Consider the following 22887-nt stretch of genomic DNA (forward strand, 5'->3'; position numbering starts at 1 on the left):
GTCTATTCCCAGGGAGTTCTTACATATACTTGCACAGGATAGTACGTTTGCCGATCCCCATTCGGCGCGCGGTGGGTAGTTTCCCGGTCGGCGACCTGGCGCGCCGCCGCAGCGGGCACCGTGGTGCATGCCAAGGGCAGCCCGGCCGCTTGCGCAACCGCTTGCGCGAACGGCAGGCCCTGCTCCACGACCTGGGCGTCGGTGTCGTGCTGCAGGTGCGTGTTGTTCACGACGCACGTGGCCCGCAAGTGCGATTTCGCCTCGATCTCGCGCAGCACCTCCACCGCCTCGGCCGGCTCCTGCGTGAGGTTGCGGTTGCGGTTCACCACGTACAGCATCTCGTAGGGAGCCTGCTCGACCGTGCGCGCGAAGCGCCCGAGCGCCGTGGCGCCCGCATCGTCGCCGCCCGCATCGATCACCACGAAGGGACGCTCGTCGCCGTCGCGCCAGGCTCGCTGGGCGCCGTCGATGGCCGGCTCGATGGTGCCGGACAAGCTGGGTCCGTCCACGTTCGTGCCCGCGAACACGGGCGCGACCAAACGGATGCCGCGCTCGTCGAGCAGCGCGCGGTAGTCGCTGGAGCGGAAGAAGGGGTTCACCACGTCGAGGTCGATCACCGTGACCGCGCGTCCCCCCGCAGCCGCGTCGAGCGCAATGTTGAGCGTCAGGTTCGTCTTGCCCACGCCGTAGTGCCCGCACACCACGGCCACGGGCGCATCCATCATCATACGAGGCCTTCCAGAGCTTTCGCCGCCTCGTCCGACTCGCGGATGGCTGCGCGGCGGATCTTGCCGTTCACGGTCTTGGGCAGCGCGTCCACGTACTCCACGATGCGGGGGTACTTGTACGGCGCGGTCTTGTGCTTCACCCAGGTCTGCAGCTCGCGTGTCAGCTCGGAGGAACCCTCGAAACCCTCGGCCAAAACGACGGTGGCCTTCACGGCCTTGCCGCGCGTGGGGTCGGGCACGCCGGTGACGGCGCACTCGCGCACCGCCTCGTGTTCCAGAAGCACGCTCTCGATCTCGAAGGGGCCGATGCGGTAGCCGCTCGATTTGATGACGTCGTCGTTGCGCCCGACGTACCAGAAGTAGCCGTCCTCGTCGCACCACGCGGTATCGCCGGTGTGGTACCAGCCGCACGTCATGGCGGCCGCGGTCTTCTCGGGGTCGCGGTAGTATTCCAGCATGATGCCGGCAGCCTTCTCGTGGATGTCGATGCACACCTCGCCCGTCTCGCCCACGGCGCAGCGGGTGCCGTCGTCGCGCTGGATCTCAACGTTGTACAGCGGCACCGGCTTGCCCATGGAGCCGGGTCGCGGAGTGGAGTTCGTCAGGTTCGCGATGGTCAGCGGCGTCTCGGTCTGCCCGAAGCCCTCGTAGATGGTGAGCCCCGTGTGCTCCTTCCAGAAATCGAACAGATCGGGATTCAAGGCCTCCCCCGCCGTCGTGGAGTACTGGAGCGAGCTCAGATCGTAGGCGTCGACGTTCTCGGTCATCATCATGCGGTACATCGTGGGCGGGCAGCACAGCGTGGTGATGCGGTGCTCGCCGATGAGCGACAGGATCTCGGAGGGGTGGAAGCGGTCGAAGTCGTACGTGAACACGCACGCCTCCATAAGCCACTGGCCGTAGTACTTGCCCCATACCGCCTTGCCCCAGCCCGTGTCGGCGATGGTGAAGTGCAGGCCGTCGGGATCCACGTTGTGCCAATGCTTCGCCGTGACGAGATGCGCGATGGCGTACTCGGAATCGTGCAGCACCATTTTGGGGTTGCCCGACGTGCCGGACGAGAAGTACATGAGCATAGGGTCGGCCGCCGCCGTCTCACGGCGCTCGAAGTCCTCGGACGCGGCGCGCACGCACGTGTTGAAGTCGAGCCAGCCGGCGCGCTCGACGCCCGCCGCGCACACGCCTTCCGGCCCCGACAGCGCCTCGCCCAGCGGCAGGCCGTCGTCGGGGAACACGAGGTTGCCGTCGGCGTCCTCGGGCGTGAGGCCGCCGCCCGCGCCGTTCACGAGGATGCGGCGCTCAAGCGTGGGGCACGCGTCGGCCACGCGGTCGCACACCTCGGCGATGTCGCCGAGCGATGTGGCGATGACGGCCTTGACGGACGCGCCGTTCAGGCGGTATTCCAGGTCGTGTTCCTTGAGCATGAAGGTGGCGGGAACCATGACGGCGCCCAGCTTCGCCAGCGCGGTGGCCACGAACCAGAACTGGTAGTGGCGCCGCAGGATGACCATGACCATGTCGCCGCGGCCGATGCCCTGCTCGGCCAGGAAGTTCGCGGTCTTGTCCGACCAGCGCTTCATATCGGCGAACGTGAACACGTGGTTCTCGCCCTCGGGGTTGCACCACACCATGGCGCGGCGGTCGGGGTCGTTCACGGCGATGTCGTCGACCACGTCGTAGCCGAAGTTGAAGCTTGCCGGACAGCTCACCTCGAACGAGGAAAGCACGCCGTCCTCGTCGTAGGCCTCGTTCACGTAGCGGAGGTTGATGTTTCTCATAATGGTGTCTTTCTCGGAAGATCGATGCAGCGGAAGGATCCGCCGCGAGACGGATGGGATCATCGGATGCGGGGCGCATACGCTGGGGGCTTGTTCGGCTTCTCGCCGCCTGCCCGGGGCGCTGCGCCTAGATAATCTCCCCGTTCGGCTTCATGACCACCGCGAGGAACGTGCACGGCTCTCCGCCTGTGGCGATCATGCCGTGGCCGCGGCTGGAATCGTACATGAGAAGGTCGCCTGCCTCGAGCTCTTCGATATGATCCTCGTAGGCGAAGCGCATGCGGCCGGAGATGATGTAGTCGAGCTCCTGGCCCTTATGGTAGGAAAGGTGGATGGGCGCGTCCTGCTCTTCCTCGAGGTACGGCGCCGTCACCAGGAAGGGCTCGGCCAGCTTGTTCTTGAAATGAGGAGCCTTGTGCAGGTACTCGAAGCCCGCACGGCGCTTGATGGACAGGCCCTCGGCGGCGCGGGTCAACGAATAGCCCGACAGATGCGGATCCTCGCCGGTCAGAAGCTCGATGACGTCGACGCCCAGACGCTGCGCGCACTTGTAGAGGAACGTGAACGACAGATCCTGCTGCCCCGACTCCTGTGCGGCGTACTCGGCCACCGAGCGCCCCGTCGCGTCGGCCATCTCCTGCATGGTGATATCGAGGTCTTCGCGCAGCGCCCGAATTCGCCCAGCCACCTCTTCGATGTTCGGCTCCATGCTCGCTTGACCTCCTTCTGGTATATCGTTGGTATAAAAGTTTACTTATTGTATAGCAAACCGCTTCGATTCAGGGGAGGACGAAACCATTTGGAAACAAAAAAGCGGCCCGATGGCGGCGGCGACCCAAGTTGTCATCCTGAGCGGAGCAGCGACGCTGCGTAATCGAAGGATCCCGTGCGGCGGTAGCCGGAAGCGCCCCGGCCGATGCCGCACGGAATCCTTCGATTACGGCCTACGCCCAGGATGACAATCTCTTACGCGGGAACGCCGTCGCCGAACAGGAGCTCGCGCTCCGGGCCGGTCAGCGCGGCGCGCGCCTGGTCGCGCAAGTTGTTCATGCCGCTGAGGAACTGGCGGTACATGACCACGGTCAGGTAGCGTCCGATAGGCGTCAGCGTCAGCTCTTCGGCGTTGTCGGTTTCAAACGCCCTGTTCAGACGCATGAAAGCCAATTCCATGGGAAGACCTGTCTCGATGCTGCAGCCGAAGTCGCGCTCGAAGGCGCGCTTGTCGAGCCGCAGCTTGTACAAATCGAGCAGGAAGCGGTAGCGCATGAGGTCGCGCTTGCTCATCTCGGTCTTGCCCATGATGGACATGCGCCCGCTCTCGATGGCCGCGTTGTAGTCTTTGATGCTGAAGTTGTTCACGTACAAGCAGCCGTTCAGGTGCGTGATGGAGCCGCTGCCGATGGCCGGATACTCGTCGTAGTTCACCTGGTACTCGTCGATCTGAGGCGCGTCGGCCGGCTTGCCCGCCTTGTCGGGGCGCGTGAACGTCCACAGCGTGGTGCGGTCGAACAGCGGGTCGTCGCCGCCGGCCAGCACGCCGTCGAGGATCTGGTAGTAACGGTACTCGCGGTCGTAGTCCATCGCGCCTAACGTAGCGGCCATTTTGCGCGTAGTGGCCGACGACACGTACAGCGGAGAGAACGTGGTCTGGCGGCAACCGGACAGCGCGATCTTCTCGAGGTCGGCCATGAGAACGTCCTCGGTCTGCGAGGGGAAATTGAAGATCATGTCCACGTTCAGCGAGTCGAAGTACGGCTCCGCCTCGGCGATGCGCTCCAGGATGACGTCGCCGCTGCCGTACTTCTCGTAGCGGTCCATCTGCTTGAGCAGGTCGTCGTCGAAGCTTTGCACGCCCACGCTCAAACGCTGCACACGACCCTGCAGCTTGTCCAACCACGGCTGCGTCAGATGGTTCGGGTTGGTCTCGGAGGCGACCTCCCTGATGTTGAAGTTGTCGCGAGCCATGTCGAGCGTCTCGCACAGCTCGTCGATCATGACGGTGGGTGTGCCGCCGCCTACGTAGATGCTCTCGAAGTCGTAGCCGAGATCCTTCAACATCAGCATCTCTTTGCGCATGTTCGCGAAGTAGGGCCGGGCGACCTCCTCGCGAAACGGGTAACGGTTGAAGCTGCAGTACGGGCACAGGCGCTCGCAGAAAGGGACGTGCATGTACAGCATGTACTTCTGCCCGGGATTGGCGGACGGCATCATGGTCTCGCTCGTGGGGTTGAGAGCCAGATGCTGCTTGGTCATGGTATGGATCAGGCGCGACAGTATGCGCTCGGAAAGCATGTAAGTCTCCTATTCGCTTCAAAGATTTCGGTACCCATAGTAAGGCTTTTCCGACGGTTTGCACCCGCTATTTATCCTCGTACATAAAGAAAAACGGGCCCGGGCGCATGCCCCGGGCCCGCAGCGTCGCAAGGACAGCCGCGCCTACGCGATGCGCTCGAAGCGGACGGCGAAGTGAGCATCCGGGGAGCCGGGGGCGAGGCGCGTGGCCACGCAGGAGCGGCCGTTGACGGGTGCCAGCTTGAAGCCCGCGCCGGCCTCGCTTTCGAGGAAGGCCTTCACCACGCCGTTGTTCTCCTCGCGGGTTACCGTGCACGTGGCGTAGGCCAGCGCGCCGCCCGGGGCCACGTGCGGCGCGGCAGCCTGCAGCATGCCCAGCTGCACGCGCGCGAACTCAACGATGTCGGCCGGCTTGATGCGCCAGCGGATCTCGGGATGGCGGCGCAGCGTGCCCAGCCCCGAGCACGGGGCGTCGATGAACACCTCGTCGAAGGCGCGGTCCCCCACCACGGCGTCCAGCTCCAGCGCGTCGCCCGTGAACGCCTCGGCCACCTCCGCGCCGTAGCGCTCGGCGCGCTCCAGCAGAAGCCGCGTCTTGAACGCATGGTTGTCAAGCGTAGACAGGACCAGCTGCGAGCCGTAGGCGCGCGTCGCATCGCTTTGCAGCAGGATCGTCTTCGTGGCGCGACCGGCGCCCACCTCCAGAAGCGACGCGGGCTTCCGCTCAGGCAGCACCGAGGCGGCCACCAGCTGCGAAGCGGCGTCCGTCACGAGGATCTTGCCCTGCGAGAACATCCGCTTCACCTCGGGAAGCAGCAGCGCGCGTGTGTCGAGCACACGGTAGCAGCCGGCAACGCTCACGCCGTCCACCGATACCGGGTCCAGCCCCTCGTCCAGCTTGTCGAACGCTTTGACCAGGGCCTCGTCGGAGGTTTTCGCCGCGTTGACGGCGATGAACAGCGGCGCCTGCTCGTTCGAGGCGCGCATGAAGTCGAGAGCCTCCTGCGGCCCCAAGTCGACGATGAGCTTGCGCGCCAACCACAAGGGGAACGCATGCAGGCGCGCGAGCGCCTCGGGGTCGCGCATGGGATCGCCGAAGGGAAACGCCTGACGCATGAGCACGATCTTGCGCAGCACCGCGTTCGCCAGACCCGACGCGCTCATCGCGAAGGAGCGCACGAGCTCCACGCCCTGGTCGACGGCCGCGTGCGGCGTCTTGCCGAGGAAGATGATCTCGTAGGTGCTCACTCGCAAGGCATCGCGCACGTCGGGTTTCACGTCGCTGGGCGCGTTGAGCGCGCGATCGATGATCTCGTCGAGCGTGCCCGTGGCGCTGACCACGCCGAGAGCCAGCTTCGTAGCGAACGCGCGATCCTCCGACGAGAGGTCGGAGCGGTCGATGCGCGTGCCGATGACGTCCTGCGCGAACGCGTCGCGCTCGCGCACGGCGCGCACCACGTCGAGCGCGGCCAAACGTGCGGGGCTCGCCTTCGAGCGCGGCTTCTTCGGAGGGTTTTTAGGTCCGGCGTAGCCTTGGGGCTTTCGCGTCTCACGTGCTTCAGGCATGGGGTTCCTCCCAGGTCAGGCCGCCGTCCTTGATTCCCTGGACGCCCGCGGCGAACGAACGCGCGTCCATGGTCTGCTTGCCGTCGGGCTTGAGCGCGCCCACCTCGAGCGCGCCGTCCGCCATGCCGAGGAACAGGCGCTTGCCCGCGAAGCGCACCTCCCCCGGACGGATGCCCGCCGCCAGCTCGCAACCCGCCGCGTCCTCGGGCGCGTGCGCTTCGAGCACGGTGACGCCGCGCCCGGCGACGACGGCGCGCGACGGGTGCGGCGCACTCGACGCCTGCACTTTGCGCGCCGCGAGCGCAACGTCGTCGTTCGGCGACAGGTCCAGCTCGCGCTTCTCGATCTTCGAGGCGTAGGTGACCTGCTCCTCGTCCTGCTCCGTCCACTCGGCAGCGTCGCGCTCGACATGCACGAGGGCGGTGAGCAGGGCGTGCGAGCCCAGGTCGGCCAGCTCATCGGTAAGCTCGGAGGCGCTTTTGCCGTCGACGATGGCGGTGCGGCACACGCAGTAGGCGCCTGTGTCCAGGCCCTCCTCCATGCGCATGATGCACACGCCCGCCTCCTCGTCGCCCGCCAGGATGGCTCGCTCGATGGGCGCGGCGCCGCGCCAGCGCGGCAGCAGCGACGCGTGCACGTTGAGGCAGCCGAAGCGAGGGATGTCGAGCACCTCCTTCGGCAGGATGGCGCCGTAGGCCGCGACGCAGATCACGTCGGGGGCGAACGAGGCCAGCTCGCGCTGCGCCGCCTCGTCGCGCAGGGTGCGCGGAGTCAGCACGCGCAAGCCGCGGCGCTCGGCCGCGGCCTTCACCGGCGAGGGCTCTAAGCGCTTGCCGCGCCCGCGCACCGCGTCGGGACGCGTGTACACCGCTGCCACGTCATGCTGCTCCGCCAAATCGTCGAGGATGGTCGCCGCGAACGCGGGCGTGCCCATGAACACGACGCGCATGGTTAGCGCACCCGCGCTTCGAGCGAGGTCTCCCCCGGGCGGGCGCCCGCGGCCAGCGCTATCTCGTAGTCGCGCAGCGCCTCGATGCGGGCCATCGGGTCGCAGCGCTCGAACATGGTGATGCCGTCGAGGTGGTCCAGCTCGTGCTGCAGGCAGCGGCCGAGGAGATCGTCGCCTTCGATCTCCCACTCCTCGCCGTCGAGGTCGAAATAACGCACGCGCGCAAACGGCGGGCGCGCGATGGGAACCGTGATGCCGGGGCACGACAGGCACCCCTCGCCCGCCACCACCGGATCGCCCTGCGTGTCCACCAGCACGGGGTTCACCAGCACGATGGGATTCTGCTCGCCTTCTTCCTGGTCGCAGTCGATCACCACGAGCCGCTTCGCCACGCCGAGCTGCGGCGCAGCAAGGCCGCAACCGTCGTTCTTGTACATGGCCTTCGCCATCTGCTTGGCCAGCTTCTTCAAGCTCTTATCGCCTAGGTCGCACGGATCGCACACCTGGTTCAGGATAGGGTTGGGGGACTGCACGATGGAAATCACGGTCAACACGTCCTTCTGAATTATGGGACGCGCCGCCCGTTTCAGGGCGGCGCGGGTTATCGTCGGATTCGTATTGTCCGGTTTCGGGCGCACCTTGTCCAGCAAACTTCCGAAAGCTCCACAAAACGCGAGGTGGGAAGGGCTATTGCTTGTCGTCCGCCACGATCTCCTTGAGGGAGGCGGCAAGGCCCGCCATGCCCTGGATCTCGGAGGGGATGATGAGCTTCGTGGCCCGGCCGTTGGCCACGGCCTTCAGCGCCTCGAAGGCCTGCAGCGTGAGCACGGCGTTGTCGGCGCCGGCCTCGCGCACCATGCGGATGCCGTCGGCCGTGGCCTGCTGCACGTTCTTGATGGCCTCGGCCTCGCCTTCGGCTTCGCGGATCTGCTTCTCTTTCTCCGCTTCGGCGGCGAGAATCACCTGCTGCTTCGCAGCCTCGGCAGACAGGATCTGCGCCTGCTTGTTGCCCTCGGCGATGGTGATGGCGGCCTGCTTCTCGCCCTCGGCCAGAAGCACCGCCTCGCGCTTCTCGCGCTCGGCCTTCATCTGCTTCTCCATGGCCTGCTGGATGGCGGAGGGCGGCGTGATGTTCTTCACCTCGACGCGGTTCACCTTGATACCCCAGGCGTCCGTGGCCTCGTCGAGGATGGCGCGCATCTTCGCGTTGATGGTGTCGCGAGAGGTCAGCGTAGTGTCGAGGTCCAAGTCGCCGATGATGTTGCGCAGCGTGGTGGCCGAGAGGTTCTCGATGGCGAGGATCGGGCTTTCGACCCCGTAAGTGTACAGTTTCGGATCCATGATCCTGAAGAACACCACCGAGTCGATGGACATGGTGACGTTGTCCTTCGTGATGACGGGCTGCGGCGGGAAGTCGAACACCTGCTCTTTGAGCGAGATGTAGGGGCGCACGCGGTCGATGAACGGCACCTTGACGTGCAGGCCGTTGTTCCACGTGTCGAGGTACGAGCCCAAGCGCTCCACGATGGCGGCTTCGGCCTGCGGGACGATCTTGATGCACGTGACCGAGAACAGCACCACGAGCACGACGATCACGATGATGGCGATCAGAAGCGGGTCGAGGGTGATCATGCTAGGACACCTTCCTTTCGACGATGAGCTTCACGCTCTCCTGCCCCACGATGCGCACGACGGCGCCCTGGGGGATGAACGAGCCGTCGGCGGAACGCGCGGCCCAGGTCATGCGGTTGTCGGTTTCCACGCGTCCGGTGAGGCCCTCGTTGTCGACGTCCTCCACCACGACGGCGGTCTGCCCGACATGGGTGGGCTCCTCCTGCTTTCCGCGGTCGCGGTACTTCACGAACACGGGGCGCAGGGCCACGAGGCACACGACGGAAACGACCAGGAACACGACGATCTGGACAAGCAGGTCGGCACCGAGCAGGTTCGCAGCGAACGCTGCGAGCGCGCCGATGACGAACCACATGGTGATGAGGCCGAACGACACGACTTCGACGACGGCCATGACGGCGGCCACGGCCAACCAGATGAAGGGGCTCACGGGCTCCTCCTTTCTCCTGCGTCGAGTATACCATCCCTCGTCTTCGGCGTGCGCGAGGCGAGGAAACCGATCAGGAACGCGGGGAAAGCGGCTTATGGGCGGCTCGGCGGCGCTTGAGGTCCTGCTGCATGGCGGCCACGGCTTCGTAGAGCATCTCCAGCTCGTCGGGATCGAGGCGCGACGGGTCGGCGATCTGCGCGCGCAGGGCGCCCACCGCATCCTCGGCATCGCCGATGGCGAGCTCCTCCACGAGGAAGGCCGCCAGCTGCTCGGGCGCAGCCGTCTCCGACACGGTGCCCGACGTCAGCACGGCAGCGGCGTCCGGAAGCGCGCGGGACGCCTCCGTCACGAGCCGCGCCGAGGAGGCCGCCGGATCCTCGGCCAGCACGTCGAGCATGCTCTGGGCGATCGCGGCGTGCGCCTGCTCGTGCCACTGCGTCTGCGCGAGCGCGTCGGCATGCAGGAGCGCCAGGTCGGGGCGGCGCGCGGCCAGCGTCAGCAGCTGACGTTCGAAACGACGGCGGTTGATCTCGGCGCGCGGCAGGTTGCGAGCCGGCCTCCGCGGAGCGACGGCACGCTCGAAACCTTCCGGCGCGGACTCGTCGTCGCGCTCCCCTTCGGCCTTCGGAGCCTTCAAATGCTCCAGCTGGTCGATCACGTCCTGCTCGCGGGCGCGCACGCTCGTGGCTATCTGCACGGCGTAATCGCGCGCGAGCATGGAGTCCTTGATGGGGGCCAGCACCTGCAGCGCGTCGGCAAGGGCGGCGGCGCGGCCCTCGGCGCGGCTGAGGTCATGGCGCGCAAGGCGGCGCTCGATGCCGTACTTCAGCAGCGGCTGGGCGTTCGCGATGAGCTTCTGCAGCTCCTCGGCACCGCGCTGGGCCACGAAGTCGGCCGGGTCGAGGTTGTCCGGCAGCGTGACGGCAGCCAGCTCGATGCGGCTCTTGCCCGCCTCGGGCGTCATGGAGTCGTCGATGAACGCGAGCGCCCGGTCGGCGGCGCGCTGGCCTGCCTCGTCGCCGTCGAATAGGTATACGATGCGATGCTGCGCGTGGCGCGACAGCAAGCGGATATGGCGCATGGTGAGCGCGGTGCCCAGCGTGGCCACCGCATTCCTCACGCCCGCCTCGTGCAGCGCGATGACGTCGGTGTAGCCCTCCACCACCACGGATATGCCGGTCGAGGCCATGGCCGCTTTCGCCTTGTCCATACCGTAGAGCACCTGCGACTTGTGGAACAGCGGAGTCTCCTGCGAGTTCAGGTACTTCGGCTCGCCCTTGCCCACCACGCGTCCGCCGAAGGCGATGCACTCGCCCTGCGGATCGTTGATGGGGAACATGATGCGGTTGTAGAAGCGGTCGCGCAGCTTGCCCCCGTCGTTCGACAGCGCCACGTTCGCCTGCACCATCTCGTCGGGCTTGAAGCCCTTCGCAGACAGGTGGCGCACCAGCTGCCCGTGCCCCGGCGCAAAACCGAGCTGCCAGGTCTTCGGCACCTCGCCCCCCAGGCCGCGCGCGCCCAGGTAGCTGCGCGCCGCCGACGCGTCGGAGCCGGGGTTGCGCATGAGCTGGCAATGGTAGAACTGCGAGGTCTCGTCGCAGACGGCCTTGAGGCGGGCCTTGCGGCTGCTGCCGATGCTCTTGCGCCCGCCGCTCTCGGCGATGTCGATGTGCGCGCGCTCGGCCAACCGGCGCACGGCTTCGGGAAACGACAGGTCCTCGGTCTTCATGATGAAGCCGAACACGTCGCCGCCCTCGCCGCAGCCGAAGCAGTGCCATAGCTGCAAGGCCGGATCGATCTTGAACGACGGGGTCTTCTCGTTGTGCAGCGGGCAGCAGCACCAGAAATCGCGCCCGCGCTGCTTCACCGGCGTCCGCTCTCCGATAACCTCGACGAGGTCGTTGGCCTCGCGCACCTTCTGGATGTCCTCTTCGCTGATGCCGCCCGCCATCGCGACCCCTACCTGCGTCTGTTCTGCTTCGCCAGCACCACGTTCACGAGGAACACGAATGCCAACGCCAGCGACGGCCCCAGCTCAGCGATGCCGACGCCCTCCTCGCCCGCGTTCGCGTACGCGAGCACGAGGCTGCCCGTCATGAGGACGAAGCTCAAGCCCCCGATAACCGCGAATATCCACTGCCTGTTCTGCATGCACTCCCTTTCCGTGTTCGTCGCTGTCCAGTATAGCGCAAGCGCGCGCTCGCGGCGCCGCGGCGGGAAGGCGCAGGGCAATCAGCAGGATGCCAACCGAATCCTGACAAAACCGCAGCGGTATCGGACGCCGGCGGGACCGCTGCTATGCTTGATCGGCCGGTCGCGCTTCGCCGGCATTCCGAACGATCGCCCGAAAAGAGAGGTTTGCCATGAACGACGACATCACGATTTTGGCGGACTTCGATTCTGCGCTCTACGAGCAGGTCGAGCCGCCCCTCGTATCGCTCTACCTGCCCACGCACGGCAGTGCTCCCGGCGACGAGAGCGACCGCATCGAGTTCGAGGCCCTCGTGGAGCAGGCGCGCGCGAAGCTCGCCCAGGAGCGCGAGCGCCGCGAATACAAAGGCGTCGACGAGCGGCTCGCCTACGCAGCCGAGCACTTCGACGATCTGATGAGCCCCGCGCCCGGCGGAAGCCTCGCCGTGCTCGCAGGCAACGACCGAACCTACATCTACCGGCTTGGCTACGAGGCGGGCCCGCTCGCGTTCGTGGGCGAGCGGTTCTACGTCAAGCCGCTGCTGAAGAACTTCCAGTTCGGATCGCACTACTTCCTACTGGGGCTTTCGGCCGACCGCTTCGCGTTCGTCCACGGCGACTTCGGCTCGCTCGAGCGCGTGGAGCTGCCCCGCGACGTGCTCGACGCGTTCAGCGAGGAGTTCCCGCTCGTGTACGACGGGCACGAGGGTGCGCTGGACTACTCGTCGCTCGAGAACCATATGCCGCCCTACCACGGCTGGAAGTCGCGCAACGACGTGAGGAAGGAGGAGGCCGGAAAGTTCTTCCAGTACGTGAACAAGGCGGTGACCGACTACCTCGTGGCCGGCACCGACCTGCCGGTGATCCTCGTGAGCCTGCCCGAGCACCAAAGCGCCTTCCGCCGCATCTCCACCATCCCCCATCTGCTGGACGAGGGCATCGAGAAGGACATCGGCGGCATCGAGGCCCCCGAGCTCTTGTCCGATGCGAAAGCCGTCATCGAGCATGTGCGCGAGGCGCGTGCGACCGAGCTGCTGGAGAAGTTCGGCGATGCCGAGGCGCACGGCGGCGCGTCATCGGACCTGAAAGCCATCGGGCTCGCTCTCGTGGAGCGCAAGGTGCGCGCCCTGTTCCTGGCCGAAGGCGCCTACATCCCCGGCGGCTTCGACGAGCAGACGGGCGAGGTCTTCCTGTTCGAGCGAGAGCCGCACGGCCGCTTCCAGGGCCCCGAGCTGGCCGACGGCTTCGTCCGCGCGGCCCTTGCCCAGGACGCCGACGTGTTCGAGCTTCCCGCCGAGAAGATTCCCGGCGACTCCGGCATCGCCGCGCTGTACCGGTACTAGGCGCTTCGTTACCATCAGCACTGACCCGCTTCGTTAATGCACGCTTTTGTCAAGCTTTCGTACGTATGAAAGGCGGTTTTGCTTGTCAAAAGCGTGCGTAAGCGGACTGCAACCGCTTGGAGCCGGCGCATGCGCTCGCTCGCCGGCCTCTTCGCCGTACGCGGCTCCATGCGCTACAATGTCCTCGATACCCGCGACGCCCGCCGCCGCGCGGCGGGCTGCATCAGCAGAGGACGCCCATGGAACGCACGAACATCCCCTATCTCTCACTCAACCCCGACATCGAGGCCGCCATCCGCGCCGACCGCGCCGCCGGGCGCGCGCACCCGCATCGCTTCGACGACGCGAACGTCGTGCGCCGCGAACGGAACCCTCACGACAACGCCACGCTCACGCGCCCCGCGTTCGCGCGCGACATCGAGAAGATCCTCAACGTGCCGGCGTACAACCGTTACGCCGACAAGACACAGGTGTTCTCGTTCGTGGAGAACGACGACATCTGTCGCCGCGGGCTGCACGTGCAGTTGGTCAGCCGCGTGGCCCGCGGCATCGGATCGCTGCTGGGGCTGAACTGCGAGCTCATCGAGGCCATCGCACTGGGCCACGACGTAGGGCACACGCCCTTCGGCCACGCCGGCGAGCGCTACCTCAGCGCCTGCTACCACGCGCGCACCGGGCGCTACTTCAACCACAACGTGCACTCGGTGCGCGTGCTCGACCAGCTGTACCGCCGCAACGTCAGCCTGCAGACCCTCGACGGCGTGCTGTGCCACAACGGCGAGTTCGCCCAGCAGGTGCTGCGCATGGGCGACACGGCCGACTTCGCCGCGCTCGACGCGCTGGTGGAGGCCTGCAACGCCGACGAGCGGACCATCAAGACGCTGCGCCCCTCCACGCTGGAGGGCTGCGTCGTGCGCGTCAGCGACATGATCGCCTACGTGGGCAAGGACCGCGCCGACGCGCTCGACATGGGCGTGATCGACTCGCTCGACGTCTTCGACAGCGAGGTCATCGGCCGCGACAACGCACGCATCATCAACAACCTCACCGTCGACCTCGTGAACACGAGCTACGGCACCGACCGCATCGCGCTCAGCGAGGAGGCGTTCGCCGACCTCAAGCGTGCCAAACGCCAGAACTACGAGCTCATATACGAGCGCGAAGGCATGGTGAACGGCGCAGGCAACATCGTGGAAGAGATGTTCGAGGAGCTGTACGAGCGCCTCTTGGAGGATCTTCTCGCAGGCGACGAGGGCTCGCCGGTGTTCAAGCACCATGCCGCCTCCCTCGCCGCCAAGTCTCGCACCGTGGAGATCGACGAGTACCTGGCATCGGATCCGAACCAGGTGGTCGTCGACTACATGGCCTCGATGACCGACAGCTACTTCATGGCGCTCTACGCCCATCTGTTCCCGAGAAGCAAGAAGCGCATCATCACGCGCGGCTACTGCTCCGATTTAGGCTGAGGGCCCACCGAGGAAAGGAAACGCCTGTGAAGCTGCTCATCGCATCCGACCTGCACGGCGCGGCGCCCGCCGTGCGCGCGCTCGTCGACCGCATCGAAGCCGAAGCGCCCGACCGCATCGTCTTGCTGGGCGACCTGCTGTACCACGGCCCGCGCAACGACCTGCCGGAAGGCTACGCGCCGAAAGAGGCGATCGCGCTGCTCAACGGCCTGGCGAAGCGCATCGTTGCCGTGCGCGGCAACTGCGATGCCGAAGTTGACCAGATGGTGCTCGACTTCCCGTGCATGGCCGACTACGCCCTCGTCGAGGCCGACGGGCACGTCCTGTACCTCTCCCACGGCCACCTGCCGGGCAAGTCCCCCGACGACCCGCCTACGCTCGCTCCCGGCAGCGCCTTCTTGTCAGGCCATACCCATGCGAAGACGCTCGACGAGCGCGACGGCGTGCTGTTCGTCAACCCGGGAAGCACCTCCATCCCGAAGGACGGCTCCCCCAGCTACGCCGTGTACGAACACGGCACGTTCACCCTGAAGGACTTGGATGGGAACACGCTGCGCGAAGGCGGATGGGAGTAGCCCGAACGGCGCTCGACCCTTAACCTAACCGTCCTCGATCCACCGTGTATTCCACGTCGGCTATCGCGGCGGTCGAGGCGCGATGGCTCACCAGCACGACGGTCTTGTCGCCGCGGCCCTCGGAGAGCGCGCGGAGCACGGCGGCCTCGTTCAGGCTGTCGAGGTTCGACGTGGGCTCGTCCAACAGCACGAACGGCGCGTCGTGCAGGAACACGCGTGCAAGGCCTATGCGCTGCCGCTCGCCTCCCGAGAGCGTCTCCCCCAGCTCGCCCACCGGCGTGTCCAGCCCGCGCGGCAGACGTTCGATCAAACCGCTCAACGCCGCCTTGCGGCATGCTTCGGCCAGCTCTTCGGGCGAGGCGCTCGGCTTCGCAAGGAGGATGTTCTCGCCTATGGTGCCGGCGAACAGATGCGTTTCCTGCGTCATGTAGCCCTGCGTTTCGCGCAAGCTGGCCGTGTTCGCACGGCGCACATCCGTGCCCGACACCTCCACCACGCCGCGCGTGGCATCCCAAAAGCGCATGAGCAGCTTGCACAGCGTCGACTTGCCCGAACCGCTGCGCCCGGCCAGGTGCACCACGCTGCCCGGTTCGATGTGCAGGCTCACGTCGTCGAGCACGGGATGCCCTCCATAGGAGAAGTCGACGCGACGCACCGCGGCGCCCGAGAACGTCCCCAGATCCACACCGTCGTCGACCTCCTCGGTCTGCGGGCGCTCGTCAAGCAGCTCAAGCACGCGCCCCCCGGACGCAAGCGTCTGCTGCAGCGTGGAGCCGAGATTCGCCACGGCGATGACCGGGCCGAACGACGACATGAGGGCGGCCGTGGCCACAAGAGCTCCGTCGGGCGCGATGGCACCGGACAAGCACAGCGTCCCCGACGCCAGCACCATCGCAACGTCGAGCGCCAGCACCAGCCCGTTCGTCAACGACATCGCCAGAGCGCCGCGCCCCTTGAGGCGCGCTTCCGCGCGGGCAAGCTCGTCCATGCGTTCGTCCAGCTCGCGCGAACGTTCGGCCGCTCGGCCGAATTGCAGCGTCTCGCGCAAGCCTCGCAAGCTGTCAAGCACGAACGCGTTCATACCGCCCAGCCCCTCCCGCAGCTCGCGCCCGCCCATGCCGCTGGCCTTCGAGGAGGCGTACGGCACCGCTACGCCCACCAGCAGGTAGGATGCAAGAGCCAGCAACCCCAGCGCCGGAGATATCGTCGCGACGAACGCCGTCATGCCCGCAGACACGACGAACGCGATGATCGCCGGGGACAACGTGTGAGCATAGAACACTTCCAGCAATTCGATATCGCCGGTCACAAGCGAAACAAGGTCGCCTTTGTCGCGGCCTTCCAGCTTCGCCGGAGCCAAGCGGCGCAGCGCGGCGAACACGCGGTCGCGCACGAGCGCCAACAGCTTGAACGCGAGATAATGGTTGCACAGCTGCTCGCCGTAGCGCAGAGGCCCGCGCGCGACGCCGCAGACGGCCACGAGCGCCAGCGCGGCGCCGTAGCCGACAGTCTGCGGAAAGCCCGCCAGGTCGACGAGCGCGTAGACCCCGAACACCGTGAGGAAGATGGCCGCCCCGAAGCCCAGCACTCCCAGCACGACGGCCAACGCCATCCAGGGAGCCAGAGGGCGCACGAGCCCCACCAGCCGCAGCATCACCGACAAGTGCGATCGGCGCGTCGGCTCGACGGGCGCAGGCTCTTCCCCTCTTCGCCCATGCGCAGGGCAGTCGGGGCAGCGCGCAGGCTCTGCCGCGGCGCGCGCGGATCCTCCGGAAACCGCAGGCGACGCTTCCGGCAGCTCCTCCTCGGATCCGGCCGCTTCGACCGCCGCAGAGAAGCGCTCGAGCTCGGCTTGCCGGCTCCATAGGCGCGCATACGGGCCGCCGTGCTCCAGCAATTCGCCGTGCGTTCCGGCTTCTGCCACACGGCCGTCTTCCAACACGTAGATGCGGTCGGCGCCGGCCACGGCCGCCAGGCGATGCGAGATCACGACGACGGTCTTCGTGCGCGCCAGCTCATGGACGACCTCGACGATGGCTCGCTCGCTATCCGCATCGACGTTCGACGTGGCCTCGTCGAACACGTACGCAGGCGTATCTCGGAGCAAGGCGCGAGCCAGCGCGAGTCGCTGCCGCTGACCACCCGAAAGGTTTCCGCCTTCCTCCGCTATCGCTGCATCGAGCCCGCCCGCCTGCTCCACGAACCCCTCTGCGCGGCAGCGACGAAGCGCCTCCCACAGCTCCTCGTCGCTCGCCTGGGGGTCGGCTAGCAGCAGGTTCGAGCGCACGCTCCCCTTGAACAGGTAACTCGAGAACGGAACGACCGTGACGGTGCTCGCAAGCGAGGCGCGCGACGCCTCCTGGATCGGCACGCCGCCCACTTCGACCGACCCCGCGAATCCGGCGTTGCGTCCCGACAGGATGCCCGCCAACGTCGACTTTCCCGAACCGCTCTCGCCGACGATGCCCGTGAACGATCCGGCGGCCGCATCGAAATCCACGTCGGAAAGCACGGTGCGCTCGCCATCGTAGGAATACCCCACGCCGCGGCATGCAAAGGAGATGCGATCGGCTTCGATGACGCGCGAGCCGCGCTTGGGTTCCGGCGCATCGAGAATCGCGAACATCTTGTCGGCCGCCGCCATGCCGTTCATGGCCGTGTGGAAGAACGACCCCAGCGTACGCAGCGGGATGAAGAACTCGGCCGCCAGGAATATCACGGCGAAAGCCGCGAAAAACGGCGCCTGCCCGAGCGAGAACTGCCACAGCGCCATGACGATGCCCACCGCCGCCCCGCCGTAGGCGAACACGTCCATCACCGTCACGGAGTTCAGCTGCATGCGTAAAAGCCGCATCGTGGCCTGGCGGAACGTCTCGGCCTCGCGGTTCATCGCCTCGTGGCGATCGGCGTCGACGCGGTAGATCTTGAGCGTGGTGAGGCCCTGCAGGTTCTCGAGGAACGTCGCGCCCAGATCGGTGTAGGCGTCCCAGTACGAGCCCATCGCGCGCTTCGCGATCTTCTACACGGCGACGATGGACGCGGGTATGAGCGGCACGCAGGCCAGAAGCGCCACGGCTGCCGGAAAGCACAGCGGAGCGAGACAGGCGAACAGGGTGAGCGGCGCCAAGACCGAATAGAACAGCTGGGGCAGGTACGAACCGAAGTAGCTCTCCAGCTGCTCGGTGCCCTCGACGCTCACCTGCACGGCCTCGCTCGTGGACACGCGCTCGGAGTACGACGGACCGAGGCGCACGAGCTTGTCGTATACGAGCTTGCGCACGGTGCGCTTCGCGGCCGCAGCTGCCGCCTGGCCCATGCGCTGCGAAAGCGTCAAACAGCAAACGCGCACGACGATAGCCGCCGCAGCGGCCATCACGAGGTTCGCCCGCGCCGCGGCGACGTCCCCACCCTCGACGAGGGACTGCACGAACGCCCCCATGAGCAGCATGAGCGCTATGTTCGCCGCGAGCGCGACCCACTGGAGCGCGACGCTTGCCGCTACGTACTTGCGCGCTTCGGGCACCATGCCCGCCAGCCGTTTGCTGAACATTCCTAGCCCTCCGTCCGCTCGACAACGCATTCGGAGCCGCGCTCGGTCCCAGAGCCGCGATCCGTCTTCACGATGAAGCCGAAATACGCGACATGCGCCACCCATACGGCAGCAACGACGGCGCGTCCCACCGGCACGTTCGCCATCAGAAGGAACGAGGCGCCCAACACGAGCGTGACGGGGCCCAGCAGCATGAGCTTCGCCTTCACGGTCATCGCGCACTTCTTCGCGAAGCCTTCGAGCACGGTGCGGTACAGCTTCGTTCCATGGAACCATGCGTCGAGGCGCTCCGAGCTGCGCGCGAAGCAGTACGCGGCTCCCAGCAGGAACGGCACCGTCGGCAGAACGGGAAGCACCGCCCCCAGCGCCCCAAGCCCGAAGCAGGCGAAGCCCCCGACCGCCCACAGGGCGCGAAGGCACCTGGCCGCGCGCCGGTCTCTCTCGTTCGTCATGAGCATCCTTCCCTGCGCCGACGCCCTGCGCCGGCAAATAGTTACCTTTGTCTAACAAGGTGGGAATTGTACGCGAACTGGATTAAATTGTAAACCTTGGTTAATTTTTAACGACGGTTCAACGTGTGCAACATGCTCAGGCCCCGCAGGGTGAGATGTTCGTCGGTACGGGCGACGCGCTGCGACAGCGCGGCGATGGCAGCGGCATCCGAGCCCGTGGCGATGACGTCGGTCTCGTAGCCCAGTTCGCGCCATACCATGTCGATGAGGCCGTCGATGAGCGCGACCTCCCCCATCACGACGCCCGCCTGCATGGCCTCGCGCGTGTTCTTGCCCACCACCGATGCCGGGGCCTTGAGATCGACCATCGCCAGCTGCGCGGCGGCATCCGACAGCGCCTTCGCCGACAGCTTCACGCCGGGCGCGATGATGCCGCCCACGAACGAGCCGCCCTCGTCAACCACCTCGAAGTTCGTCGTCGTGCCCAGATCCACCACGATGAAGGGCGCCGTATAGGCCGTGCGGGCGGCAACGAGGTCGGCTACCCGGTCGGCTCCCAGCTCGCCGGGGTCGTTGTAGCGCATCTTCACGCCCGTCTTCACGCCGGGTCCCACCACGAGGGGGCGTCGGCCGGTAAGCGCGCGCGTCGCGGTCACCCATGCATCCGTGAGCCCCGGCACCACCGACGCGATGACGGCATCGTCGCAGATCGCACGACGGCCGTCGCGCTCCAGCATGTCGAACAGCCCCGCCATCCGCATGCGCGCCTCGTCGGCCGTCATGCGCTCCGTCGTGGTCACCTTCCAGGTGGCTTCCAGCTCGCCGCCGACGAAGAGGCCCAGGTTCGTATCCGAGTTCCCCACGTCCACGCATAGCACCGTGCGCGCTGCGTCCCTTCCGTTGTCCATAGCCTCCCGCCCTTCCCGAATTGCCACAATCATGCGAATTTAGCGATGCCGCTCGCCCTTTTCGTCCAGTATACTGTACCCGTCCGTTCAGTAACCCGACTTCCTAAAACGTGAGGGGAAGCGGATATACGCAAAGGAGAAGAGAATGGATTCTGTCAAAGGGCAGCTGACGCTGCGCGGCATCGTCATAGGCTGCGTCGGTTGCGCCATCATCACCGCGGCATCGGTGTACACGGCCCTCAAGATGGGGGCGCTTCCTTGGCCCATCGTGTTCGCGGCCATCATCTCGCTGTTCTTCCTCAAGGCCCTCGGGCACGGCAAGGCCAGCCTCAACGAGGCGAACGTCACGCACACCGTGATGAGCGCCGGCGCCATGGTGGCGGGCGGCCTGGCCTTCACCATCCCCGGCATCTGGATGCTGGGCTACGCCGACGAGGTGGGCTGGTTCGAGATGCTCCTCGTAGCCGTCTCGGGCGTCATCATGGGCCTCGTCTGCACCGCGCTTCTGCGCCGCCACTTCATCGAGGACTCCGAGCTGGAGTACCCCATCGGCGAAGCGGCCGCCCAGACGCTCATCGCGGGCGATTCCGGCGGCAAGACCGGCTGGAAGCTGTTCGGCTCCATGGGCTTCGCGGGCGCGTTCACGGCGTTGCGCGATTTCTTCGGCGTGATCCCCGCGATGCTCTTCGGCAACGCCGCGGTCCCCGGCGTTGCGTTCGGCATCTACCTGTCGCCGATGCTTCTGGCCGTGGGCTTCCTCGTGGGCACGGGCGCCGTCGTCGTGTGGTTCGTCGGAGCGCTGCTGGCGAACTTCGGCATCATCGTGGGCGGCTCGGCCGCGGGACTCTGGGACGTGGCGTCCGCGCAGGGCATCGTGTCCAGCCTCGGTATGGGCGTCATGATGGGCGCGGGCCTGGGCGTCATCTTCAAGAACATCCTGCCCAAGGCCTGGCGCATGCTGCGCGACGCCCGCAGCTCGAACGCGTTCGGCCTCACCGCCGCAAGCACCATGGATGCGCCCGCAAGCGGCGCTAAGGACGGACGGCTGCGCATCGGCAGCTTCCGCCTCACCGCCGGGCTGGCCGCGCTCGCCGTGGCCGCCGTCGCGCTCATCGTCTGCTTCGGCCTGCAGCTGGGCCCCGTCCCGGCCGTCATCGTGGTGCTGCTCGCCTTCGTCGCCACGGCCATGAGCGCGCAGAGCGTCGGCCAGACGGGCATCGACCCCATGGAGATATTCGGCCTCATCGTGCTTTTGGCCGTGGCGGCCGTATCCAGCGTGCCGCAGGTGCAGCTTTTCTTCGTCGCGGGCATCGTGGCCGTGGCGTGCGGGCTGGCCGGCGACGTGATGAACGACTTCCACGCCGGCCACGTGCTGGGCACCAGCCCCAAGGCGCAGTGGATCGGCCAGGCCATCGGCGCCGTGCTGGGCGCCTTGGTGGCCGTCGCCGTCATGGCGATCCTCGTGAGCGCGTACGGCCCCGAGTCGTTCGGCCCCACGGCGTCGTTCGTGTCCGCGCAGGCGTCCGTCGTGGCCACCATGGTGTCGGGCATCCCCTCGGTGCCGGCGTTCGCCATCGGGCTTGCGGCGGGATTCGTCCTCTACCTGCTGAACTTCCCCGCCATGATGCTGGGGCTGGGCATCTACCTGCCCTTCTACATGTCGCTGACCGCGTTTCTGGGAGCCATGGCCAAAGTCGCCTACGACGCCGTGTGCAAGCTGCGCCGCAAGGGGCTCTCGCCCGAGGCGGCCGCGGAGAAGGAGAAGGCCCAGGGCGAAACGGGCCTCGTGGTGTCGTCCGGCCTGCTGGGCGGCGAATCCATCGTAGGCGTCCTGGTGGCGCTCGCCGCCGTGGCGACGGGCCTGGGAGCGTAACGCATTCGCACAGGCGTCCCGTTGTCGCCCGAAAGCCGCGGTTTTCCCTTGAAAACGAGGCTTTCGGGCGACAACGGGCGCGGCGCAGGACGCATGCGGAACGGCGAGCTTCCCGTTCCGCATGCACGCTAGTTGAACTTGAAGATCTTCTGAGCCATACGATAGCCGGTGATGCCGATGCGGCGACCGAACGAGGTAGGCAGGTTCGTGCCCATGTTGAGCGTGCTGCGCCGGATGGGACGGTAGGCGTCCGGATTGTGCGCTTTGAGGTACTCCCAGATGGCCTCGCGCTTGTCCTCTGCCTCGTCGGTGTCGATCATGCGCAGGAAGATGGAGCAGATGCACATCATCATGGACAGGTAGTTCTCCATGTAGCGCTCCAGGCGCTTCTCGGGCACATCGTCGGGCAGGCGCACGGCATCGATCATCTCGCGCGTCACGCGCAGCTGCTGGTCGATGCGACCCATCATGACGTTCTCGTTCACGCTCTGATCTTCGCGCCCGATGAAGTAGCGGTACATGTCCACGTCACGGTAGTAGATGGTCTTCACATGCGGAAGAGGAACGTACACGAAGATGTTGTCCACGTAGAAGCAATGCTCGGGCAGCTTGAGATCGATGTCCCGCAAAAGATCGGTACGATAGATCACCGAGTGCATGAGCAGGTACTGGCTTTGCCCGAAATGGCCCACGTCGGCCCAGCCGAACTCGCGCCCCTCGGGAAACACGTTACGGTAGTGCATGACCGTGCGCGCGCCCTCGTGAACCTTCTCGTACACGTAGTTGCCGATGACGAGATCGGTTGGATGCGGCAGTTCGGCCTGACGGCGCAGGTAAACCATGATCTCGGCCATGGCGTGCTCGTCGAGCCAGTCATCGGAGTCCACCACCTTGAAGTAGCGGCCCGTCGCGTTCGCCAATCCCATGTTCACCGCCGATCCATGACCGCCGTTTTCCTTATGGATGGCGCGGATCAAACCGGGGTGACGCTCCTGCCACGCATCGGCCTTGGCGGCCGTGTCGTCCTTCGTGGATCCGTCGTCGACGATGAGTATCTCGATGTCGTCCCCGCATTTCAAAATCGACTCGATGCAGGTATCCATGTAGGCGGCCGAGTTGTAGCACGGCACGGCGAAGGAGATGGTCTTCATGCCG

20 protein-coding genes are annotated in these 22887 nt (G+C 66.4%); 4 read left to right on the forward strand and 16 right to left on the reverse strand.

The annotated features are described in order from the left end of the window. Window positions 1-2: 2 nt before the first annotated feature. The 11 genes from ELEN_RS08540 to ELEN_RS08590 form a co-directional block, all read right to left on the reverse strand. On the reverse strand, window positions 3-728 hold the full coding sequence (locus ELEN_RS08540; RefSeq protein ID WP_015760732.1) for a hypothetical protein: 726 nt from the start codon (window positions 726-728) through the stop codon (window positions 3-5). After that, a complete protein-coding gene (locus ELEN_RS08545) occupies window positions 725-2506 on the reverse strand; it encodes an AMP-binding protein (protein ID WP_015760733.1) in 1782 nt (593 codons plus the stop codon). The genes ELEN_RS08540 and ELEN_RS08545 overlap by 4 nt, the downstream gene beginning before the upstream one ends. Window positions 2507-2633: 127 nt before the next feature. Beyond that, complete coding sequence (locus ELEN_RS08550; RefSeq protein ID WP_015760734.1) at window positions 2634-3215, reverse strand: helix-turn-helix domain-containing protein; 582 nt, start codon at window positions 3213-3215, stop codon at window positions 2634-2636. A 257-nt stretch (window positions 3216-3472) separates the two neighbouring features. Beyond that, complete coding sequence (locus ELEN_RS08555) at window positions 3473-4798, reverse strand: coproporphyrinogen III oxidase family protein (RefSeq protein WP_015760735.1); 1326 nt, start codon at window positions 4796-4798, stop codon at window positions 3473-3475. A gap of 144 nt (window positions 4799-4942) precedes the next feature. After that, the gene (locus tag ELEN_RS08560; RefSeq protein ID WP_015760736.1) at window positions 4943-6364 is read right to left on the reverse strand and encodes a transcription antitermination factor NusB; all 1422 of its coding nucleotides are present in this window, start codon (window positions 6362-6364) and stop codon (window positions 4943-4945) included. Then, window positions 6357-7313 (reverse strand): methionyl-tRNA formyltransferase, encoded by a 957-nt coding sequence (gene fmt / locus ELEN_RS08565; RefSeq protein ID WP_015760737.1) that lies wholly within the window; start codon window positions 7311-7313, stop codon window positions 6357-6359. Before fmt ends, ELEN_RS08560 begins: the two co-directional genes overlap by 8 nt. Before the next feature lie 2 nt (window positions 7314-7315). After that, window positions 7316-7867 (reverse strand): peptide deformylase, encoded by a 552-nt coding sequence (def, locus tag ELEN_RS08570; protein ID WP_015760738.1) that lies wholly within the window; start codon window positions 7865-7867, stop codon window positions 7316-7318. Window positions 7868-8000: 133 nt separating this feature from the next. Then, complete coding sequence (locus ELEN_RS08575; protein WP_015760739.1) at window positions 8001-8945, reverse strand: SPFH domain-containing protein; 945 nt, start codon at window positions 8943-8945, stop codon at window positions 8001-8003. A gap of 1 nt (window position 8946) precedes the next feature. Continuing rightward, window positions 8947-9375 (reverse strand): NfeD family protein, encoded by a 429-nt coding sequence (locus ELEN_RS08580; protein ID WP_015760740.1) that lies wholly within the window; start codon window positions 9373-9375, stop codon window positions 8947-8949. 70 nt (window positions 9376-9445) lie between these two features. Next, a complete protein-coding gene (gene dnaG / locus ELEN_RS08585) occupies window positions 9446-11326 on the reverse strand; it encodes a DNA primase (RefSeq protein WP_015760741.1) in 1881 nt (626 codons plus the stop codon). 8 nt (window positions 11327-11334) lie between these two features. Next, complete coding sequence (locus tag ELEN_RS08590; RefSeq protein WP_009608583.1) at window positions 11335-11526, reverse strand: hypothetical protein; 192 nt, start codon at window positions 11524-11526, stop codon at window positions 11335-11337. Window positions 11527-11738: 212 nt separating this feature from the next. Between ELEN_RS08590 and ELEN_RS08595 the strand changes: the two genes are divergently transcribed. From ELEN_RS08595 to yfcE, 3 genes are all read left to right on the forward strand, one after another. Next, complete coding sequence (locus tag ELEN_RS08595; protein WP_009307136.1) at window positions 11739-12908, forward strand: baeRF8 domain-containing protein; 1170 nt, start codon at window positions 11739-11741, stop codon at window positions 12906-12908. A 239-nt stretch (window positions 12909-13147) separates the two neighbouring features. Next, a complete protein-coding gene (locus ELEN_RS08600; protein ID WP_009307137.1) occupies window positions 13148-14374 on the forward strand; it encodes a deoxyguanosinetriphosphate triphosphohydrolase family protein in 1227 nt (408 codons plus the stop codon). Between the two features lie 26 nt (window positions 14375-14400). Next, window positions 14401-14949, forward strand: coding sequence for a phosphodiesterase (gene yfcE, locus ELEN_RS08605; RefSeq protein ID WP_009307138.1), 549 nt, complete (start codon window positions 14401-14403; stop codon window positions 14947-14949). 19 nt (window positions 14950-14968) lie between these two features. Here yfcE and cydC read toward each other — a convergent pair whose 3' ends face one another. The 4 genes from cydC to ELEN_RS08620 form a co-directional block, all read right to left on the reverse strand. Beyond that, window positions 14969-17950: a thiol reductant ABC exporter subunit CydC gene (cydC, locus tag ELEN_RS08610; protein ID WP_015760742.1), complete on the reverse strand. Its 2982-nt coding sequence runs from the start codon at window positions 17948-17950 to the stop codon at window positions 14969-14971. Window positions 17951-17968: 18 nt separating this feature from the next. Continuing rightward, window positions 17969-18499, reverse strand: coding sequence for an ABC transporter transmembrane domain-containing protein (locus ELEN_RS16525; protein WP_015760743.1), 531 nt, complete (start codon window positions 18497-18499; stop codon window positions 17969-17971). A 2-nt stretch (window positions 18500-18501) separates the two neighbouring features. Further along, entirely contained in the window at window positions 18502-18951 is a 450-nt protein-coding gene (locus tag ELEN_RS08615) for a YbaN family protein (protein ID WP_015760744.1), read from the reverse strand. Between the two features lie 107 nt (window positions 18952-19058). Continuing rightward, window positions 19059-19859, reverse strand: a complete 801-nt coding sequence (locus tag ELEN_RS08620; protein WP_015760745.1) for a type III pantothenate kinase — start codon at window positions 19857-19859, stop codon at window positions 19059-19061. 145 nt (window positions 19860-20004) lie between these two features. On the opposite strand from ELEN_RS08620, the gene ELEN_RS08625 reads away from it, so the two are divergent. Beyond that, window positions 20005-21732 (forward strand): OPT/YSL family transporter, encoded by a 1728-nt coding sequence (locus ELEN_RS08625; RefSeq protein ID WP_009307142.1) that lies wholly within the window; start codon window positions 20005-20007, stop codon window positions 21730-21732. Between the two features lie 128 nt (window positions 21733-21860). Here ELEN_RS08625 and ELEN_RS08630 read toward each other — a convergent pair whose 3' ends face one another. After that, window positions 21861-22883, reverse strand: coding sequence for a glycosyltransferase family 2 protein (locus ELEN_RS08630; protein ID WP_009307144.1), 1023 nt, complete (start codon window positions 22881-22883; stop codon window positions 21861-21863). Window positions 22884-22887: the final 4 nt, after the last annotated feature.

The organism is Eggerthella lenta DSM 2243 (genome assembly GCF_000024265.1).
GTDB classification, from domain to species: Bacteria; Actinomycetota; Coriobacteriia; order Coriobacteriales; family Eggerthellaceae; genus Eggerthella; species Eggerthella lenta.

Bases quoted from the DNA above. Each gene is read 5' to 3' on its own strand.
- ELEN_RS08600 (WP_009307137.1), top strand. From the start codon at position 13,148: ATGGAACGCACGAACATCCCCTATCTCTCACTCAACCCCGACATCGAG.
- dnaG (WP_015760741.1), bottom strand. From the start codon at position 11,326: ATGGCGGGCGGCATCAGCGAAGAGGACATCCAGAAGGTGCGCGAGGCC.
- ELEN_RS16525 (WP_015760743.1), bottom strand. From the start codon at position 18,499: ATGTTCAGCAAACGGCTGGCGGGCATGGTGCCCGAAGCGCGCAAGTAC.
- ELEN_RS08590 (WP_009608583.1), bottom strand. From the start codon at position 11,526: ATGCAGAACAGGCAGTGGATATTCGCGGTTATCGGGGGCTTGAGCTTC.
- ELEN_RS08575 (WP_015760739.1), bottom strand. From the start codon at position 8,945: ATGATCACCCTCGACCCGCTTCTGATCGCCATCATCGTGATCGTCGTG.
- ELEN_RS08545 (WP_015760733.1), bottom strand. From the start codon at position 2,506: ATGAGAAACATCAACCTCCGCTACGTGAACGAGGCCTACGACGAGGAC.
- ELEN_RS08620 (WP_015760745.1), bottom strand. From the start codon at position 19,859: ATGGACAACGGAAGGGACGCAGCGCGCACGGTGCTATGCGTGGACGTG.
- ELEN_RS08540 (WP_015760732.1), bottom strand. From the start codon at position 728: ATGATGATGGATGCGCCCGTGGCCGTGGTGTGCGGGCACTACGGCGTG.
- ELEN_RS08560 (WP_015760736.1), bottom strand. From the start codon at position 6,364: ATGCCTGAAGCACGTGAGACGCGAAAGCCCCAAGGCTACGCCGGACCT.
- ELEN_RS08625 (WP_009307142.1), top strand. From the start codon at position 20,005: ATGGATTCTGTCAAAGGGCAGCTGACGCTGCGCGGCATCGTCATAGGC.
- ELEN_RS08630 (WP_009307144.1), bottom strand. From the start codon at position 22,883: ATGAAGACCATCTCCTTCGCCGTGCCGTGCTACAACTCGGCCGCCTAC.
- cydC (WP_015760742.1), bottom strand. From the start codon at position 17,950: ATGGGCTCGTACTGGGACGCCTACACCGATCTGGGCGCGACGTTCCTC.
- ELEN_RS08595 (WP_009307136.1), top strand. From the start codon at position 11,739: ATGAACGACGACATCACGATTTTGGCGGACTTCGATTCTGCGCTCTAC.
- fmt (WP_015760737.1), bottom strand. From the start codon at position 7,313: ATGCGCGTCGTGTTCATGGGCACGCCCGCGTTCGCGGCGACCATCCTC.
- ELEN_RS08615 (WP_015760744.1), bottom strand. From the start codon at position 18,951: ATGACGAACGAGAGAGACCGGCGCGCGGCCAGGTGCCTTCGCGCCCTG.
- ELEN_RS08550 (WP_015760734.1), bottom strand. From the start codon at position 3,215: ATGGAGCCGAACATCGAAGAGGTGGCTGGGCGAATTCGGGCGCTGCGC.
- ELEN_RS08555 (WP_015760735.1), bottom strand. From the start codon at position 4,798: ATGCTTTCCGAGCGCATACTGTCGCGCCTGATCCATACCATGACCAAG.